Origin of the sequence: Rhizobium sp. SSA_523 (assembly GCF_030435705.1) — a bacterium.
Lineage (GTDB): Bacteria > Pseudomonadota > Alphaproteobacteria > Rhizobiales > Rhizobiaceae > Neorhizobium.
In genome coordinates this window covers 137560-155439 of sequence record NZ_CP129381.1, presented here as the reverse complement: position 1 = coordinate 155439, position 17880 = coordinate 137560, and the positions used below count along the sequence as shown (strand labels likewise).

Sequence of the window (17880 nt, the reverse complement as noted above, 5' to 3'; positions counted from 1 at the left end):
CCGCGGTCATCGGGCACTGGCCCCAAGCCGTCAGTCCTGCCGGAGCGTGACACCGTTGAGGCTATCGAAGAGGTGGATGGCCTCTGTGGGGATCTTCAGGCGGATGATCTGCCCGGCGGTGATCGAGGTCTGGCCCGGCATCTGGAGGGTGATCGGGTGCACCCCGGCCAGCTTGCCATAGATGAAGGATTCTGCGCCGAGCTGTTCTGCTGTGCGCACCTCCATGGTGAGTTCCCCATCCTCACAGCATTGCAGGTGGTTCGGCCGGATGCCGAGCGTGACCTTCTGCCCCTGGCCATAGGCGAAGCCGGACGGCGGGAGCGGGATCGTCTGGCCGGATGCAAGCTGCAGTCGGCATGGTCCGTCCATCGCCACCTCCCCGGCGAGGAAGTTCATCTTCGGTGAACCGATGAAGCCGGCGACGAAAAGGTTGGCGGGCCGGTTGTAGAGATCGAGCGGCACGCCGAACTGCTCAAGCTTGCCGGCACGCAGGACAGCGATCTTGTCGGCCATGGTCATGGCTTCGACCTGATCATGGGTTACATAGATCATCGTATTGCCGAGCCGCCGGTGCAGGCTCGAAATTTCCCCGCGCATATCGACCCGAAGTTCGGCATCGAGATTGGACAAGGGTTCATCGAAGAGGAAAACCCGCGGCTCGCGCACGACGGCCCGGCCGATGGCCACGCGCTGACGCTGGCCGCCCGACAGATCCTTGGGCCGCCGCTCCAGAAGCTGGTCGATCTGCAGCATCCGGGCCACCTGCTCGATCTTGGCTTCGATCTCCTTCCTCGGCATGCCGATGTTTTCCAGGCCAAAAGCGAGGTTGCCGCGCACCGTCATGTGCGGATAGAGCGCGTAGGACTGGAATACCATGGCCAGACCTCGGTCGGCGGCGGGAACCGTAGTGACCACGTCTCCGCCAATCACGATCTCGCCGCCGTTCATGTCCTCAAGCCCGGATATCATGCGCAACAAGGTTGATTTGCCGCAGCCTGAGGGGCCGACGAAGACGCAGAATTCGCCGTGCTCTATGGTGAGATCGATCCCTTTGATGACCTCGAAGGCGCCGTATTTCTTTTCGACCTGTTGAAGCTGTACGCTTGCCATAGCTCTGTCCCTTTCCGTGCGCTACTTGCCGCCTGTCGATGCGATACCGGTCGCGATGTATTTCTGCAGAAACATGAAGACGACAGCCATCGGGGTCAGGATGAAGACCGTCGTGGCCAGAAGCTTGCCCCATTCGGTCTTCATTTCTCCCTGGAAGGAGTAGAGAGCCAGCTGAAGCGTGAAATCCTCATGATGTGTCAGGACGATCAGGGGCCAGAGAAAGTCGTTCCAGCGCCACATGACCGCAAGGATGGCAAGCACGGCAAGCGCCGGCGCCGAAAGAGGCAGAATGATGCGCCAGTAGATCTTCCATTCGCTGGCCTTGTCCATGCGCGCCGCATCGAGGATCTCGTCGGGTATTGTCAGCATGTACTGGCGCAGCAGGAACACGCCCGTTGCCGTGGCCGACCCGGGAATGATGACGCCCCACAGGCTGTCGACGAGGCCCAATTTGCTGGTGATGAGGAAGAGCGGCACAAGGATGACCGCATGCGGAATCATCAGGGTCGCGATGATCAGGCCCAGCACGGCATCCCTGCCCCTGAAGCGGTATTTCGACAAGGCAAAGGCCGCCATGGAATTGACGAGCAGGATGATGAGCGTGGAGGTGACTGTGATGACGAGCGAATTTCCGAAATAGAGCGGCAGGTTGAAGCTGCTAAACGCGCCGGAGTAATTGCTGACCGCAAACTGCAGGCGTTCCAGCGGGCGCAGCTCCGCCATTGGCAGCTTGACGATCTCCGCCGGCTTTTCAGGATCGATCAACTGCCCGACCAGACCGATGCGCCTGACAAGCCCGAGCACCCGGCCCTCTGCGTCCCGGTAGGCGGGAAGCGGCGCGGCCTGGCCGGCCACTGTCACCACATCCTGCGCATAGGGCAAAAGGCGTGGGGGAAAACGCTCGAGATCGGCCGATGTCTTGAAGGAGGAGAGGACGAGCCAGATGACCGGTCCGAACATCATCAGAACGGCGAGGCCGAGATAGGCATAGCACAACCAGTCTGTCCAATGCAGCCTGCCCTTGCGGCCGCGCGTCCTCGTGAGGAAACCGATGATCCTACTCATGACGATGTCCTTTGTTTGCCCAGAACTGAAGCGTCGTCAGGACGACGAGAACCAGTGCAAGGATCAGCGAGGCGGCGGCGGCAAGCCCGTGATTGCGGGGCGTTCCGGCAAAGCCGATATGATAGATGGACTGGACGATGAAGGTCGTTGCGGAGCCTGGTCCGCCACCGGTGAAGGCGAAGATCTCGTCAAAGGTCTGCACGCCCTTGATGAGCGACAGGACGAGAACGACGAGAAGGGTCGGCGCGAGCAGGGGCAGGGTGATGCGCCGGAAGATCCGAAAGCGGCTGGCCCTGTCGAGCTGTGCCGCCTCATAGACATCACGGGGAATTGCCTGCAAGCCGGCAAGCAGGATGAGGGTGTAGAAGCCCATATGCGCCCAGACCGAAATGAAGATAGACCAGCCGAAGGCCAGGTTTGCGCTGAGCAGCCAGTCGACGGGGGCGATGCCGAGCGCCACGAACACGGCATTCAGAACGCCGTGACGCTGCAGGATCCATTTCCAGATGAGGGCGACCACGACGGGCGACAGCAGGACCGGGAAGAAGAAGACCGCCCGGAAGAAGCCGCGGGCCACGAGATCGCGGTTGAGGATGATGGCGGTCAGAAGCGAGATCGCCACCATGAAACCGACCTGCAGCATGACGAAGACGAGCGTATTCCAGACGGAGCGCCAGAACAGGTCGTATTCGCAGGAATTGGGGTCGAAATAGCTGCGGCAGGAAAGCAGCACGGAGAAGTTGTCGACGCCCACATATGGACGCCCCGCAAGGAACATCTGATCTCCGCCGGTCAGGGCATAGGCGAAGTTCAATCCGATCGGCAGAAAGGCGAAGACGCCGAAGAAAAAGAGATTGGGCGCCAGGAATAGCCAGGCGATGCGCCGCTGCCCGAGGACCCTTTGCGCCAGGGCAAACGGCACGTCGACAATGCCCATGACGGCGCGGATGATGGGCGCCACAATTCGATCCATGATGGGTCCCCCTCCCGTGGGACGTCAGCGCGGAGTGACCACGCCGACAAAGTGATTGCGGTTCTACTTCGCCTGCTTCAACGCGGCGTCGAGATCGCTCTTCGCCCGCGCCAGAGCTTCATCGATGGTGAGTTCGCCGACAATGGCCTGGGTGATCCGCTGGACCGTGATGTTGAACATCGAACGATTGTTCTTGTAGCCCTGATAGGCATAGGCAATCGGGCTCAGCGACCGCGCCTCCTCCGTCCAGACCTTCAGTGCCTTTTGAACCTGAGGGTCGCTGCCCTTATAGTCTACACCCTTGGCGGCAACGCCTGCATGGGCCGGAACATTGCGCGTGCGGTCGATGAATTCCGCGTAATTGTCGTCCTGAGCCAGGAAATTGATGATGCTCGCCACCGTTTCCGGGTGTTTCGTGTGCTTGAAACCGACCAGGCCAGAGCCACCGGGCATGCCGGTGCAGGTCGCGGGGCCGCAAGGAGGCGGAACCACTTCCCAGTCGAAATTGCTGCCGATCTGGTGTTCGAACACGGTCGTCTGCCAGCTTCCGGAAAAGTAGTAGACGAGCTGGCCATTGACAAATTCAGGGATCGCATCCTGAAACGCGTTGCCACCTTTGCCGCCCCAGACCTGGCGCGCCATTGTCCCGTCCTGGTTCCACTCGACAAACTTCCTGGCAAAGGTGGAGAAGCCCTCATCCACCAGAATCGGCTTGCTCTCGGCGAAGATCTTCGCGCCGTGGGAAATCGCCGGACCGGCAAAGCGGTGCCCCGACCGATCCAGGGCCATGGGGTAGAGTGCGCCTGTCGCCGCCGCGACTTTCCTTGCCGCCGCAGCCCAATCATCCATTGTGGCATCCCTGCCGGGCAGGGCGACATTGGCCTGGTCGAACAGGGTCCGATTGATGATCGGCCCGGTGACGGTCAGGATCATCTGAAGACCGTATATGCCCTTGTCTGCCGGGCCATTGCGATACCATGTCAGATAGGGTCCGAAATTATCCTGCCAGTATTTGGCATCCACATAAGGGGTCAGATCGAGGTAAAAACGGTTCATCGAGCCGAGATCCGTGATCACCGCCATGTCAGGCCCATTGCCGCTATCCAATTGCGCCGGCAGACTCTCCATGACAGCTGCGTAGGGGACGCCATCGGCAATGATATGAACGTCCGGATGCTTGTCTTCATACTTCTTGAGAAGCGACCGCATGACATCACATGTCTCCAGGTCGAAGGAGCACATCAGGCGAACTTCCTGGGCCTTTGCAGCGCCGGTCAAAGCGCATGCGCCAAGCATCACGGCCAGGGCCATGCTGAATTTGCGGATCATTGATCGTCCTCCCTCCGGACCTTAAATTTATGCCGTTGAAAATATCTCGGGGCTCCAGCCTTTGCTCCAGCCGTCCTCTGCAACATTGGAAAGCCGGATCGGCCTCGCCTCGCGGATGGACCGATAAATGGCAGTCACGAGCTTTATGGATTGAAGACCATCATTCATGGTGACTTCCCTGCCGCCCTGTCCTTCCATGGCGTCGGCAATGGCGCCGAGGAAGCCGGTGAAACTATTCTCCTCCTCGCTGACCTGCGAAAGAACCTCATCGATCTGCGCCTGTGTCGTCGGGGCGCGGGCGATGAAGCGCCAATTCCCCTCAGCCGGGTGGTAAGGCAGCCTGTCGCTTTCGGCCGTGAAGCCTTCGAAGCAGAAACGCAGGCGCGACATGTCTTCGGCCGAGCCGAGCGTGACGGAGCTCGTGGCCAGCGCGCCACTTGCCATGCGCAGGCTGAGCGCGGCGCAATCCTCCGTCTCGATGGCATTGACCCGCGTATCAGCCATGGCGAAGACGTCTTCGACCGGGCCAAGAATGTGGCAGAGAAGATCATGGGCGTGGATGGCATGGCCGAGAAGGGCGCCGCCGCATTCGCCCTTCCAGGTGCCGCGCCAGGGAATGTCGTAATAGTCGGCGCCCCTATTCCAGTGCACATCGGCACTGGCAACGAAGGCCTTGCCGGCCAGGCCACACTCCATCAGCGCGCGCAGCTTTCGCATGCCAGGGCCGAAACGGTATTGAAAGACCGGAAAGAGCTTGCGGCCGGTTTCCCGGACGGATCGGAGAAGCGCATTGGCTTCGTCGAGCGACCGGGCAATCGGCTTCTCGCAAATCACATCTTTGCCGGCCGCATGGGCCTTGAGCGTGACGGGAAAATGCAGATGCGGCGGCAGGCAGATATCGATGAGGTGAATGCTCCGGTCCGCCAGGACCTCGTCGAGATCGGCCGTCAGGCGGATTGAAGGATCATCGCCTGCCACGGCGCGCGCACGCTCGAGATCGAGATCGCAGACCGCCTTGACCGTGAAGCGCCTGGGCAGCGCCCGATAACCTTTCAGATGCTGGCCACCAATGCCGGCTCCGATAATTGCGACGCCGATCACGCCCTCTCTCCTTCCGCCCGGGCCTGCGCCTGAAGCGCGAGCTCGCACACTCTGAAGACATGGTCCTGGGACATGGCCGTTTCGCTGCGATTGCGAATATCGGCGCACAAGCGATCGAAATAGGGAAGGCCGGCCTTGGAGGCATCGATATAGTCGCAGCGATCGCCATTGACGAGGATCAGGCGGTCTGTGCCTGGCGAATTGCCCACATCGACATATTTGCGCAGCTCGATGTAACCCTCGGTACCGAGAATGGTCAGCCGGCCATCGCCCCAGGTCGGCAGCGCCGCCGGCGTGTACCAGTCGACCCTGATATAGCCGTGGCCCTTGTCGCCGCGCAAAACCACCTCGCCGAAATCCTGCAGGCCCGGATCGTTCGGGTTTGCGTAATTCGCAACCGTGGCAGAGACCACCTCCGCCTCAGTCGAGCCGGTGAAGAAGAGGAATTGATCGATCTGATGGCTGGCAATATCGGTCAGGATCCCGCCATAGGCTTGCCGATCGAAGAACCAGGTCGGCCGGCTGGGACGGTTCAGCCGATGAGGCCCGAGACCGATTGTCTGGACCACGCGGCCGATGGCGCCCTCTGCCACGAGTTCCGCCGCTTTGGTCACGCTCGGCACTTCGAACCGCTCGGAGAAATCGATCGTCCAGATGCGGCCGGTTGCCGAAACGGTCTTGCGCAGCCGCTGAAGCTGATCGAACGTGGTGCAGCCGGGCTTGTCCACCATGACATCTTTTCCGGCCTGCATTGCGGCGATCGCCAGGTCCGCGCGGCGCGATGGTATATCGGCGATCAATACAAGATCGACAGTGGCGTCGGCCAGGAGGTCATCCTTGGAAGGCATGCGCGGCACGTCAGGGAAACGCCTCGCAAAGCCTTCCACCACATCCGGTTCGCCGTCGGTCCACCAGCCGGCGAACTGTGCGCCGGCGTTCAGCATGTTCTGCGCCATGCCGAAGATATGCCTGTGCTCTATGCCGAGTGCGACGAAGGTAACCGCTTTAGTCATGCTGCAATTCCACTTCCTTGCCGCTATCCGCCGAGGCGATGATGGCATCGATCAAACGATGGGACGAAAGGGCCGCTTCGCCGGTGACGAGTGGCGGCGCGCCTGAGGTGACGGCATCCACGAAATTCTCGATGACACCCTGGTGCCATTCATGGGTGAAGGCCATGGGATCCGCACTGCCTCCCGTCCCGGATGCCGCCCTGCCGAAGATCTCCCGGCGTCCGTCCCGCCAGTCGACCGGAAGGAAACCGGATGCGAGCCGCAGGCTGGCCTGTTCGAAATGCAGCGAAAGGCTTTCGGGCATACCGGGAAAGCTGGCCGTGGAGGCGATCAGCGAGCCTGGCGCCCCATTGAGGAAGCGCAGGCCCGCGACAACATAATCCTCTGCTTCCATGCGATGAAAGCGTGTGGTGGTGGCCATGGCCCGGACGGTTGAAACCGGCCCGGCCAGATGCAGAGCCATATCGATCGTATGGATGGCCTGGGATATCAGAACGCCGCCGCCATCTCGCGCATAGCTGCCCCGCCCCGGCTCATCATAATAGGCCTGCGGACGCCACCATGGGACGGATATTTCGCAAAGGCCGAGAGCCCCGAGCGATCCGCTTTGGACGAATGCGCGTGCCGTCTGCGATGCCTCTCGCATACGGTGCTGAAAGATCACGCCCAGCACTGTCTCAGCCTCGCGGCAGATGTCGATCACTTTCATGGCGTCCTGCGTGCTGCGCGCCACTGGCTTTTCCAGGAGGATATGCTTACCGGCCCTGGCGAGCGTTTCGACGACGTCGAGGCGCGCATCGGGAGGTGTGGCCACGATGGCGAAATCGATGGACGGGTCTTTGGCCGCCGCGTCGAGCGAAGCATAGGCGCGCACCGCATGGCCCATCATGGCCGAGGCCTCCGAGGCCAATGTCTTGGCCCGCCCCGAACCCCCATCGACAATGCCCCTCAGTGCGATCTTGTCCGGGCTCGCTGCGCAGGCCAGCACATGGGTTTTCGCGACCATTCCAGCTCCGACAATCACGCAGGTTTTGACCTTTTGCATGACGCTTTCCCTCTTCCCGTTTCAGTCGTTGCATACCGTATCATCGCTCGACGCCGATGTTCTTCAGGCCGAAACCAAGATTGTCACGCACCGTCATATGCGGATAGAGCGCCTCCTCCCATGACGAGACCTTCGCTCCGGCTCAGGTCTTGATCCGGATCATTTGATAGGAATAGGGGGCGATGGTCTCCGACAGCCGGCCGTCCGCAAGGGATGCCGTATCCGCCTTGGTCGGTACGACATTCATCCTGTCCTCTTCGGTATTGACTGCCTTCAGATCGTCATGCGTGATGATCTGCTGCTCGGCAATGCTGAGGTGCTGACCGAAGGCTGCGAGGTCGAAGGCGGCCTCGATTGCCGTGTCGGATCGATTGATGACGAAGAAGGTGACATGGCCGCCCTCTTCATCATGCACGGCCGACACATCCAGGCAGGAGACCTCACCGGCGACATCGCTGTGATAGGTCGGGCTCTGCACCCTGAGGTCCAGCGCCCTGCCGCGGCCAAAGCGCGAGGCGAAGAAGAAGGGGTAGTAGATCGTCTGCCGCCAGGCCGCACCGTTCGGCGCGGTCATGATGGGCGCGATCACGTTGACGAGCTGGGCCAGGCAAGCGATCCGCACGACATGTGAGCGGCGGATGAAGGTGTTGAGGATCAGTCCGACCTGCAGCACATCCTCGAACGTGTAGACGTCTTCCAGAAGCGGGGGAGCAAACGGCCAGCCATCGGCGCCCTGCAGGATCTTCTTGTCCTGCTGCTTGGAGTGATACCAGACATTCCATTCGTCGAAGGAGATGTAAACCTGCTTCGACGACCGCTTCTTGGCCTTGATGTAATCGATAACGCCGGCAACGGCCATGATGTAGTCGTCGAGCTTGCGGTTCATCGCTAGATAGTTTGGCGTATTGCCGGCCTGGTTTTCGAAATACATATGGAGGGAGATGTAGTCGATCTCGTTATAGGTATGGTCGAGAACCACGGCCTCCCATTCCGGATAGGTCGGCATTCGGGCATTCGAGGAGCCGCAGACCACCAGTTCCAGCGATGGATCGAAGGTGCGCATTGCCTTGGCGGTCTCATGGGCGAGCCGGCCATATTCATCGGCTGTCTTGTGGCCGATCTGCCAATGCCCGTCCATCTCGTTGCCGAGGCACCAGAGCTTGACGTTGAAGGGCGCTTCGCGGCCATTGGCAATCCGCCTGTCGCTCCACTCGGAGCCGCCCGGGTGATTGGCATATTCCAGCAGGTTGCGCGCTTCTTCGAGGCCGCGCGAGCCGAGATTCACCGCCAGCATCATCTCCGTCTGTACCGAGGCGCACCAGTCGGCAAATTCATGCAGGCCGACCTCGTTGCTCTCGGAAGTATGCCAGGCGAGATCGAGGCGAACAGGACGGCTTTCTTTCGGCCCCACGCCGTCTTCCCAATTATAGGCCGAAACGAAGTTGCCGCCCGGATAGCGCACGATCGGAACATCGAGCTCCTTGACGAGATCGATCACGTCCCTGCGCATGCCATTTTCATCGGCGGTGTCATGGCCGGGCTCGTAGATACCCGTGTAAACGGCACGGCCCAGATGCTCGATGAAGGACCCGTAGAGCCTGGGGTCGATCTCCGCGATCGAAAAAAGCGGATTTGCCACGACGAACGCCTGCATGCATCTCTCCATCTAATATCATGTTTAATGATATATATCGTTATTACGGGTATTAAATCCGCAGAAGGAGAACGCGTCAAGAAAGGACCACGGTGAAGAACCGTTGCAGCCTGGCTAGGAACGACAAGCTCTTGTTCCCGGCTGGCAAATTTTTACATCAGATTTTTGGATATTAAACGGTCTTCAACCGCAGGACGATGTTCTGGTCGTAATTGCCAAAACCCTTGCCGAAGATATTGATGCCGCCGGGATGGCTGGCATCGTCCTCGATGCCGATGCGCACACGGATCGAGTGATGGCTGGCAAGATCAAGATCGGCCAGGGTGACGCTGGAAATCTGCACGCCATCGACAAACGATCCGTCCGGCCCGACGCGCCAGTTCTTCAGCTTGCCGTATTGCGATCCCTTGAGCTTCCACCAGTCAGGCGTATAGACGCCGCGCTTGTCGCCGAAATCGCCCGGCGAGGTCCAGACGCCGACCTTGCGGCCGTTGATCGTCAGCGTGATGTCGGAGGGCCAGTCGGCGCTGGTGCCGGGAACTTCCGAACTCAGCTCGACGGCAACCTCCAGAGATTCGATTGCGGTGTTCGACAGTTTGGCATTGTTGGGGAATTGATATTCGACATAGCCGCGGGTGAACCATATCAAGCCCGCTTTCATCCGGTCCGGATCGAGCAGCGAGTTGGGCACGTCCAGGAGGCCGATAATACCCTCCGGCGAACAGAGCCCGCAGGGGGCGGTCACGTCGAAACCCGTATAGAGGCCCACCGGCATCGATACCTCGATCAGGTCCTTGCGGGCGTCACGGACCTCATTCTTGAAGACGATGACAATCTCGTCCACCCTTGCGCGGCAGATCTTCTGATTGCCCTTGCGCGCCTTCTGCGTCTCGCTGTCGATCAGTCCCGCCTCTTCGAGAAGCTGGATATGAGTCGACACCGTCGATTGCGGCTGCTTGAGCTCGGCTGCAATGTCGTTGACGTTCATCGGTCCGCGCTCATGCAGCAATTTGAGCATGGCGACGCGCACCGGCGATGCGATCCCCTTGAGAACCGCCTGATCAACCTCGGGGTCGACGATGAGGAAGTTTTTCGTCATGACTCTCTTGCATTACCGATTTTTTGATTTGTATTGCCTTTCCTGATGTTTGCAAGGCTTTCGTCGTTAACCTCCCCGCCTCTGGGAGGTCCCGCGCAAGTCTCGCCTCGCACGAGGGGTCCGCGCCTGCGGCGCGGGACCTGTCGTTGCAGGTAATTCCGTTACCGAATGAGCTGCGTTTGATAGCGCGGCGGTTCGACCCGCTCGAAGCCGGCCTTGCGCTTGTTCCATTCTTCCGTCGGGAGGAAGAGGCTGTCGGGATCGCGCAGATTGGCGGTGATCGCCTCCAGATTAAGATCCAGCCCGAGACCCGGCAGGTCGGGAACCGCCACATAGCCATTGTCGAGATAATTGGGCGCAAGACCGGTGACGAGGTCTTCCCAGAACGGCACGTCGAGGCCGTGATGCTCGACTGCCATCAGGCTGTTGATGGCCGCACCGCAATGGACATTGGCCATGAAGCCGATGGGCGAGCAGCAGGAATGCAGCGCAGTCGCCAGGCCATGAGCCGCTCCGTAATCTGCGATGCGCTTGGTTTCCAGCATGCCGCCCGAGGTCAGCAGGTCCGGATGCAGGACATCAAAGGCTTGCGTCTCGATCGCCTCGCGGAAACCATCCACGAGATAGAGATCCTCACCGCCGGCAACCGGTGTGAGCAAGGCATCCGCAACCTTCTTGTGCCCCTTGATGTCATGCCAGATCACCGGATCCTCGATCCAGGCGAGGTTGAACGGCTCGAGCGCCTTGCCGATCCGGATCGCCTCGTCGGCGGTGATATAGCCCTCGCCGAAATGGTCGACGCAGAGCGAGATGTCCGGGCCAACCTCCGCGCGCACCGCGCGAACGATTTCAACGGCGGTTTCGATGCCCTTTTCGGAGATCTTCGCGCCGCGACCCGATCCGGCCGCCCGGGTGCTGCGCCCGAGATCGTATTCATGCCGGGTTGCCGACCCGACAAGCGCCCCTTCGGTGGTTTCAAACAGCTTCGGCGGCAGGTCGAACTTGATGAAGGTAAGGCCCATGTCGGCACGGGCGCGCACCGCCTTGGCGTAGGCTTCCGGCGTCAGATGTTCCGGCGCGGGCGTATCGCCATAGATGCGCACGCTGTCGCGATATTTGCCGCCGAAGAACTGATGGCAGGGGACACCATAAATCTTGCCGACGAGGTCCCAGAGCGCGATCTCGATGCCGGAAATGCCGCCGCCCTCGCGGCCGTCGCCGCCATAGAGCTTCAAGGCGTTGAAGATCATGTCGACATTGCACGGGTTCTGGCCCAGCAGGAAGCTCTTCAGCCTCAGGGCGCTTTCCGGATGTCCTCCGTCTCTCACCTCCCCAAGGCCGTATATGCCCTGGTTGGTGTCGATCCGGATGATGGGATAATAGCAGATGCCGGTGACAACGGCGATGCGCATATCGGTGATGCGGATTTCAGACGGCCGCGAATGGGTGCGGACGGCGTTCTCGACCGCCTCGATCGCACTCGCCGGATTGACGGGCTTGTTCAATGTCATTCTCCTGAGTTGTCATGGCCGGCCTTGGGAACCGGCCTGCGGATAGGATCAGAGCGCGTTCAGACGCGCGCCGGACTGCCGGTCGAACACATGGACGAGATCCGCGGGCACCGTCGCCTCGAACGCCTCACCGGCCGTGACCTGGTTCTCCCCATCGACGACGGCGACGATATCGCGCCCCCCGACGTCGAAGGTCACATGCGTCAGCGCGCCGGTGGGCTCGACGAAGCGGGCGGGACCGGTCAGCCGCGTGCCGCTGCCGCGCGCTGTCAGATGCTCGGGGCGGAAGCCAAGGGTCACCGGCCTGCCCTCTTCCAGACGTACGCCATCCACACGGATGGCCTCGCCGCCGGAGAGCCTTGCCAGCGGCCCGCGGTCGTCGCTGCCACCAACGGCTTCGACGAAGTTCATCGCCGGCGTCCCGATGAAACCGGCAACGAAGAGATTGGCCGGCTTGCGGTAGAGCTCCATCGGATGCCCCTGCTGCTCGATGCGGCCGCCATGCATGACGACGATATGATCGGCCAGCGTCATCGCCTCGATCTGGTCATGGGTGACGTAGACGGAGGTCGTGCGGACCTTCTGGTGCAGCGCCTTGATCTCGGTGCGCATCTGCACGCGCAGCTTGGCATCGAGGTTGGACAACGGCTCGTCGAAAAGAAAAACCTGCGGGTTTCGCACCACCGCGCGGCCCATCGCCACGCGCTGCCGCTGGCCGCCCGACAGCTGCGAAGGCCGGCGGTCGAGAAGCGGCGTCAGCCCCAGCATGCGCGCTGCCTCGGCAACCCGCGTCTCGATCTCGGCTTGCGACTTCTTCGCGAGCTTCAGGTTGAAGCCCATATTCTCCGCCACCGTCATGTGCGGATAAAGAGCGTAATTCTGGAACACCATGGCGATGTTGCGCTCGCGCGGCGTCAGTTCGTTGACGACGCGGTTGCCGATCGAAATTTCGCCACCCGTTGTCTCTTCCAGCCCCGCAATCATCCGAAGCAAAGTCGACTTGCCGCAGCCGGAGGGGCCAACGAGTGCGACGAATGCTCCGTCCTCGATCTTCAGATCAAGGCTGTGAATGACGTCTACCGCGCCAAAACTTTTTCTGACACCAGTCATCTGAACCGAAGCCATGACTTTCTCCTTTTCCTATGGGATCTGCCGGGCGGTAAACCGCCCGGCATGTTCTCCTCAGCCGGCCCGACGCATGGTGCGTTCCCAGCCGGAGGCGACTTCATCCATGGCATCCTTCGGCGAGGCCTGTCCGAGCAGCGTCTTGGAGAGACCCGCGCGAAGCTGTGCCTCGACCGCGCCCCAATAGGCGTCACGAGGATTGGCGACGGCGGTCTTGAGCTGCTGCGCCATGACCTCCGTGAAGCCATAGGTCGAGATGACTTCGGGATCCGTCAGGACGGACAGGCGGGCCGAGGCATTGCCTTTTTCCATCGAGCGCTTGGCCCATTCACGGCTGGTGATGAACTGGACGAATTCGAAGGCCCAACCGGTATTGGGACCCTTGGCCGGCACGGCAAAGCTCCATCCACCCAGCGACGAGCGGCTGTCGGCGGCACTTTCGGCACCGGGAACCATGGCCCAGCTCCATTTGCCCTTGGTCTTCGACTTGTCGGACCTGTTGATGGGCGTCGCCGAGGCATTCAGCGTGATTGCCATCGCATAGCGGTCGTTCTGGCCGTTGGCGATGATCTCGTCCCATTCCCAGGTCAGCGCATCCTGCGGCACGACGCCGTGCTTGTTGAGCAGGCTCGCGTAGAAATCCAGACCGGCAACCGATTTCTCATTGTTGATCCAGATGTCCTTGGTCTTGCTGTCATAGAAGCCGCCGCCGGCCGAGAGCAGGTAGGGGCCGAAATGGTCGACGATGGCGCCACCCTGGCGGGCGCAGTAGCCGACGCCGAACCGGTTCGGCTTCCCGGCCTCCGTGAGCTTCTTCGCCGCATCCAGATATTCCGCAAATGTCGTCGGCGGTGCCTTAATGCCGGCCGCCTCGAGCAGTTCGGGCTGGTAGTGGAGAATATAGGTCGTGCTGCGATACGGTACGCCACGCTGGACGCCGTCAATGCTGGCGAGGTCGAGCGAGGCCTGCGAGAACTCGTCCATGCCGAAATCGGCCGCATATTTGCCGCCGGCCTTCTGCATCAGCTCGTTCACATCGGCCATGTAGGGATGCATCCATCCGATCATCGACGCGCCCATCTGCATGACGTCGAAGCTCGTGGTGCTGCCGCTGGTCAATTCGGCGCGGGCGCGGGTGATCAGGGGCTCATTGGGCAACTGGATGTATTCGACATCGATGCCTGTTTCCTTGCGGAAGGCGGGAATGGCATCCTCGATGATCGTTCCCTTCCACGGCGCGCTGTCGCCGAGGACGGTCAGCTTGGCAGGCTTGCTCTGGGCAAGCGCCGGCGCAAACAGCGTCGAGCTCATCAGCCCGGCGCCGGCCACCGTGGCGGCCGATCCGATCAGCATGGTGCGGCGGTTGATCGAAAGCCCGCCTTGGGTTTTTCCGTTTTTGTCGATAGTCATGGTTTTCCTCCTCCTTTGATCTTTACTTCACGGTTCCCGAAGACAGTCCCTGCACGAGGTGCTTCTGGACGATCATCGAGAAGATGATGACGGGGATGACGACAAGCACGCCGGAGGCCGTAATCGCGCCCCAGTTGGTGCCGGTCTCACCTCCGGCATAGCTTGCGAGCAGCACCGGCGAGGTGCGCGTCGCGTTGTTGGTCAGGATGGCTGCGAAAATGAAGTCGTTCCACGCGAGCAGCAGCGACAGGATGGCGGCGGTCACGATGCCCGGTCGCGCCAGAGGCAGCACGATCTTGCGAAAGGCCAGCATACGGGACGCGCCGTCGATATAGGCCGCCTCCTCCAGTTCCTTCGGCAGATTGGCGAAATAGTCCTTCATGACCCAGACGATCAGCGGCAGGCTGAAAGTGGTATAGGCGATGATGACGGATGCCAGCGTGTTGGACAGGCCCGCCGCCTTGAAGAGCACGAAGAGCGGCAGCAGGATCGCCACCGGCGGCAGCATGCGCATGATGAGCAGCGTGATCATCGCCACGCTCTGGCCCGGAAAGCGGAACCGCGCGAAAGTGTAGGATGCGGGGATGCCGATCAGCAGCGACAGGGTGACCGAGGCTGTGGTCACCATCAAGGAATTGCCGAACGAGGCGAGGAAATCCGACTGCGTCAGCACCTGCACGTAATTTTCGAAGGTCGGCACCCAGAAGAAGACCGGCGGATTGGTGAAGATCTGCTCTCGTGTCTTCAGCGAGATGCCGACGATCCACAGGAGCGGGAAGACGAAGACGAGGAACAGCGTCACCAGACCGACATAGGTCAGGACATTCCCGATGAGCTTGCGGCGCTTGCCGCGGGCGAAACCGGCCATTACTGGATCTCCTTTCGCTTGGTGGCGAAGATGAAGCAGACGCAAAAGATCAATACGATGAACAGCATGACCCATGATGAGGCCGCAGCGAGCGTAAGGTCGAAGGACAGGAACGAGGCCTCGAACGTATAGACCGACAGAAGCTTGGTGGAATTGGCCGGACCACCGCCGGTCATGACCCAGATGTTCTCGAACGAGCGGAACTCGAAGATGGTCCGGAGCAGAACGGCCACGACGATGTAGGGCATCAACAGAGGCAGCGTGACATGGCGGAAGGTTTGCCAGGGGCTGGCGCCATCGACCGCGGCAGCCTCCACCGGCTCGCTTGGCAGCGATTGAAGGCCGGCCAGAAGCAGGATGGCGACGAATGGCGTGTTCTGCCAGACATTCACGATTCCGACGGCAATCAGGGCAAGATCCGGATCTCCGAGCCAAACGGTATTGGTGCCGAGGATCGCGTTGATCAGGCCATAGCTTGGATCCAGTAGCAGCTTCCATGTCAGGGCAGCGACGATCGGGGTGATCATCATGGGGATGATCAGCGCCGTGCGGAAGACCCGGACGAACGGGACGCGGCTGTTGAGCAGAAGCGCGACAGACAGTCCGAACAGGAGTTCAAGCAGGACCGTCGAGATCGTATAGCCGATGGTGAGCATCAGGCTCGACCGGAACAAGGGATCCGTGAACAGGTCCTGGTAATTGGCAAAACCGACGAACTGCCCCGCAAACAGGCCGCTATCGATCTTCCAGCCCTGGAAACTCAACAGCAGCGAGAATGCCAGCGGAATGCCGAAGACGAGCAGGCTCGCAACGACTGTCGGCACGATCGTCAGCGGGACGAAGATCCGGTCCTGAAACTTGATCCATGCATTGCGCCGGTCGAACAGGACATCCTCGTCCGCCGTGGCGGCATAGGGTCCTGCGGGTTCCAATTGCTGAACCGCCATTGTCTTCTCCTCCATTCTCACTTTGCCGTGGCAAGCGCCCGCACGAGGCCCGCAAAGGCGAGCATTCCGGGATCGTCGAGCCCCACGCTTTTCTCGGAGAAGAACTTGGCCCTCCCCATTTTGCACGGCCGGTCACGATAGGCTTCGAGCGTGCGCTCGGCCGCTTCGATGCCTGCCTTTCCGGCTTGCGCCGCATCCGTTTTTCCCTCGAGCGCTGCAGCCAGGGCATCCATCATGTCCAGCACTGTCTTGTCGCCGAGCTTGGCACCGCCGCGCGCCATCATGCCGTCGCGGGCCGCACCGACCAAAGCCGACAGATCGGCCCAATCCACCGGCCGGTCCTTCGTCTGCTTTGCAAGCAGCAGCATTGCACCGGCAAACAGGGTGCCGAGGCTGGAGCCGGTCGCCGACATGCCGGCGCGGGCCAGCTTGCCAAAGGCCTCGCTCACAGAGGTCGCCGTCTCCGGCGCGGCCGCTGCCATTCCCCCAATGACGCGCACCAGCATCGACCCCGTATCGCCATCGCCAAGCTTGGCGTCGGCGGCGTTGAGTGCCTGCTCCAAATCGACCATGGCATGATTGGCCCGCCGCACGCCTTCGGCCATCTGCGCAACGGTCAGCTCCATCAGCCAACCCTCCAGAACGGGCATTCGGCCGGCGCAAGCAGAAGGTGCTTCAGCTCTTCATCCAGATGAAACAGGCTGACGGAGGCACCCTGCATCTCCATCGACGTGACGTAATTGCCGATGAGCGGCATGACGACGCGAAGCCCTGCTTCGGCAAGTTTCTTATGCACGCGGCGGTAGAGGATGAACAATTCTTCAAGCGGCGTTGCGCCTAGGCCATTCACGAGGACCGAAACCTCCGCGCCGGAGGGTGGAAGATCTGCCAGCAGTCTCTCGACCATCTCGTCCGCCACCGCATCCGACGGGCGAAGCGTGTCGCGCCAGATGCCCGGTTCGCCGTGAATGCCGATCCCCATCTCGATTTCGTTTTCGCCAAGCTCGAAACTCGGTCTGTCGGCGGATGGCAGGCGGCAGGCGGCCAGTCCCACCCCGATCGTGCGCGTCATCGCCACGGCCTTCGCCGCCAGGCGCGTCACCTCTTCGAGATCGGCACCGGCCTCGGCCGCCGCGCCGGCGCATTTATAGGCATAGATCAGGCCGGCCACGCCGCGCCGACGCTCGATCTCGTCCGGTCCGCCGCTGGCGATGTCATCGGTGCCGAGAACGGTCGTGCAGCGAATGCCCTCATCCTCCAGCATCTCGCCGGCCATGTCGAAATTCATGCGGTCGCCGCCGTAATTGCCATAGAGGCGCAGAACGCCCTGGCCGCCATCGGCAAGACGGATTGCCTCCATGCAGCTGTCGACATTCGGTCCCTCGAAGACATTGCCGATCGAGCAGGTATCGAGCAGTCCCTGGCCGACATAGCCGCAGAAAAGCGGCAGATGGCCTGAGCCGCCACCCGAAGCAATGCCGACCTTTCCCTTCCGTGCAGCCTCGGCACGGCGGATCACGCGACCGGCCGATCCATCGCGCATCAGCGACGGGTGGGCTAGGGTCAAGCCGTCCAGCGCCTCGTCGACATAATGAGCGGGATCGTTCATCAGCTTCTTCATGGCATCGTC

Annotated in this window: 16 protein-coding genes; all 16 read right to left on the bottom strand. The window is 61.2% G+C overall.

All coding sequences use genetic code 11. The features are described 5' to 3' along the window. Positions 1-30: 30 nt before the first annotated feature. Positions 31-1110 carry an ABC transporter ATP-binding protein gene (locus tag QTJ18_RS02135; protein ID WP_252752267.1) on the bottom strand — a complete coding sequence of 360 codons (1080 nt, stop codon included), beginning with the start codon at positions 1108-1110 and terminating at the stop codon, positions 31-33. 21 nt (positions 1111-1131) lie between these two features. Further along, positions 1132-2175 (bottom strand): carbohydrate ABC transporter permease, encoded by a 1044-nt coding sequence (locus QTJ18_RS02130; protein ID WP_252752268.1) that lies wholly within the window; start codon positions 2173-2175, stop codon positions 1132-1134. Continuing rightward, positions 2168-3148, bottom strand: a complete 981-nt coding sequence (locus tag QTJ18_RS02125) for a carbohydrate ABC transporter permease (RefSeq protein WP_252752269.1) — start codon at positions 3146-3148, stop codon at positions 2168-2170. Before QTJ18_RS02125 ends, QTJ18_RS02130 begins: the two co-directional genes overlap by 8 nt. 63 nt (positions 3149-3211) lie before the next feature. Further along, entirely contained in the window at positions 3212-4477 is a 1266-nt protein-coding gene (locus QTJ18_RS02120; RefSeq protein ID WP_252752270.1) for an ABC transporter substrate-binding protein, read from the bottom strand. A 27-nt stretch (positions 4478-4504) separates the two neighbouring features. Then, positions 4505-5578, bottom strand: a complete 1074-nt coding sequence (locus tag QTJ18_RS02115; protein WP_252752271.1) for a Gfo/Idh/MocA family protein — start codon at positions 5576-5578, stop codon at positions 4505-4507. Further along, complete coding sequence (locus QTJ18_RS02110) at positions 5575-6591, bottom strand: Gfo/Idh/MocA family protein (RefSeq protein WP_252752272.1); 1017 nt, start codon at positions 6589-6591, stop codon at positions 5575-5577. The genes QTJ18_RS02115 and QTJ18_RS02110 overlap by 4 nt, the downstream gene beginning before the upstream one ends. Further along, on the bottom strand, positions 6584-7636 hold the full coding sequence (locus QTJ18_RS02105) for a Gfo/Idh/MocA family protein (protein WP_252752273.1): 1053 nt from the start codon (positions 7634-7636) through the stop codon (positions 6584-6586). The genes QTJ18_RS02110 and QTJ18_RS02105 overlap by 8 nt, the downstream gene beginning before the upstream one ends. 142 nt (positions 7637-7778) lie before the next feature. Continuing rightward, positions 7779-9290 carry an arabinosylfuranosidase ArfA gene (arfA, locus tag QTJ18_RS02100; RefSeq protein WP_252752274.1) on the bottom strand — a complete coding sequence of 504 codons (1512 nt, stop codon included), beginning with the start codon at positions 9288-9290 and terminating at the stop codon, positions 7779-7781. 172 nt (positions 9291-9462) lie between these two features. After that, positions 9463-10389: an ArsR/SmtB family transcription factor gene (locus tag QTJ18_RS02095; protein ID WP_252752275.1), complete on the bottom strand. Its 927-nt coding sequence runs from the start codon at positions 10387-10389 to the stop codon at positions 9463-9465. Between the two features lie 161 nt (positions 10390-10550). Then, a complete protein-coding gene (locus QTJ18_RS02090; protein WP_252752276.1) occupies positions 10551-11894 on the bottom strand; it encodes a mandelate racemase/muconate lactonizing enzyme family protein in 1344 nt (447 codons plus the stop codon). Between the two features lie 54 nt (positions 11895-11948). Continuing rightward, positions 11949-13010: an ABC transporter ATP-binding protein gene (locus tag QTJ18_RS02085; protein ID WP_489672079.1), complete on the bottom strand. Its 1062-nt coding sequence runs from the start codon at positions 13008-13010 to the stop codon at positions 11949-11951. A gap of 72 nt (positions 13011-13082) precedes the next feature. Further along, positions 13083-14435 (bottom strand): ABC transporter substrate-binding protein, encoded by a 1353-nt coding sequence (locus QTJ18_RS02080; RefSeq protein ID WP_252752278.1) that lies wholly within the window; start codon positions 14433-14435, stop codon positions 13083-13085. Between the two features lie 22 nt (positions 14436-14457). After that, positions 14458-15303, bottom strand: a complete 846-nt coding sequence (locus tag QTJ18_RS02075) for a carbohydrate ABC transporter permease (protein WP_187772320.1) — start codon at positions 15301-15303, stop codon at positions 14458-14460. After that, positions 15303-16250, bottom strand: coding sequence for a carbohydrate ABC transporter permease (locus QTJ18_RS02070; RefSeq protein WP_162700768.1), 948 nt, complete (start codon positions 16248-16250; stop codon positions 15303-15305). Before QTJ18_RS02070 ends, QTJ18_RS02075 begins: the two co-directional genes overlap by 1 nt. Before the next feature lie 17 nt (positions 16251-16267). Next, positions 16268-16876 carry a dihydroxyacetone kinase subunit L gene (locus QTJ18_RS02065; protein WP_252752279.1) on the bottom strand — a complete coding sequence of 203 codons (609 nt, stop codon included), beginning with the start codon at positions 16874-16876 and terminating at the stop codon, positions 16268-16270. Further along, positions 16876-17871 carry a dihydroxyacetone kinase subunit DhaK gene (locus QTJ18_RS02060; RefSeq protein WP_252752280.1) on the bottom strand — a complete coding sequence of 332 codons (996 nt, stop codon included), beginning with the start codon at positions 17869-17871 and terminating at the stop codon, positions 16876-16878. Before QTJ18_RS02060 ends, QTJ18_RS02065 begins: the two co-directional genes overlap by 1 nt. Between the last annotated feature and the right edge of the window lie 9 nt (positions 17872-17880).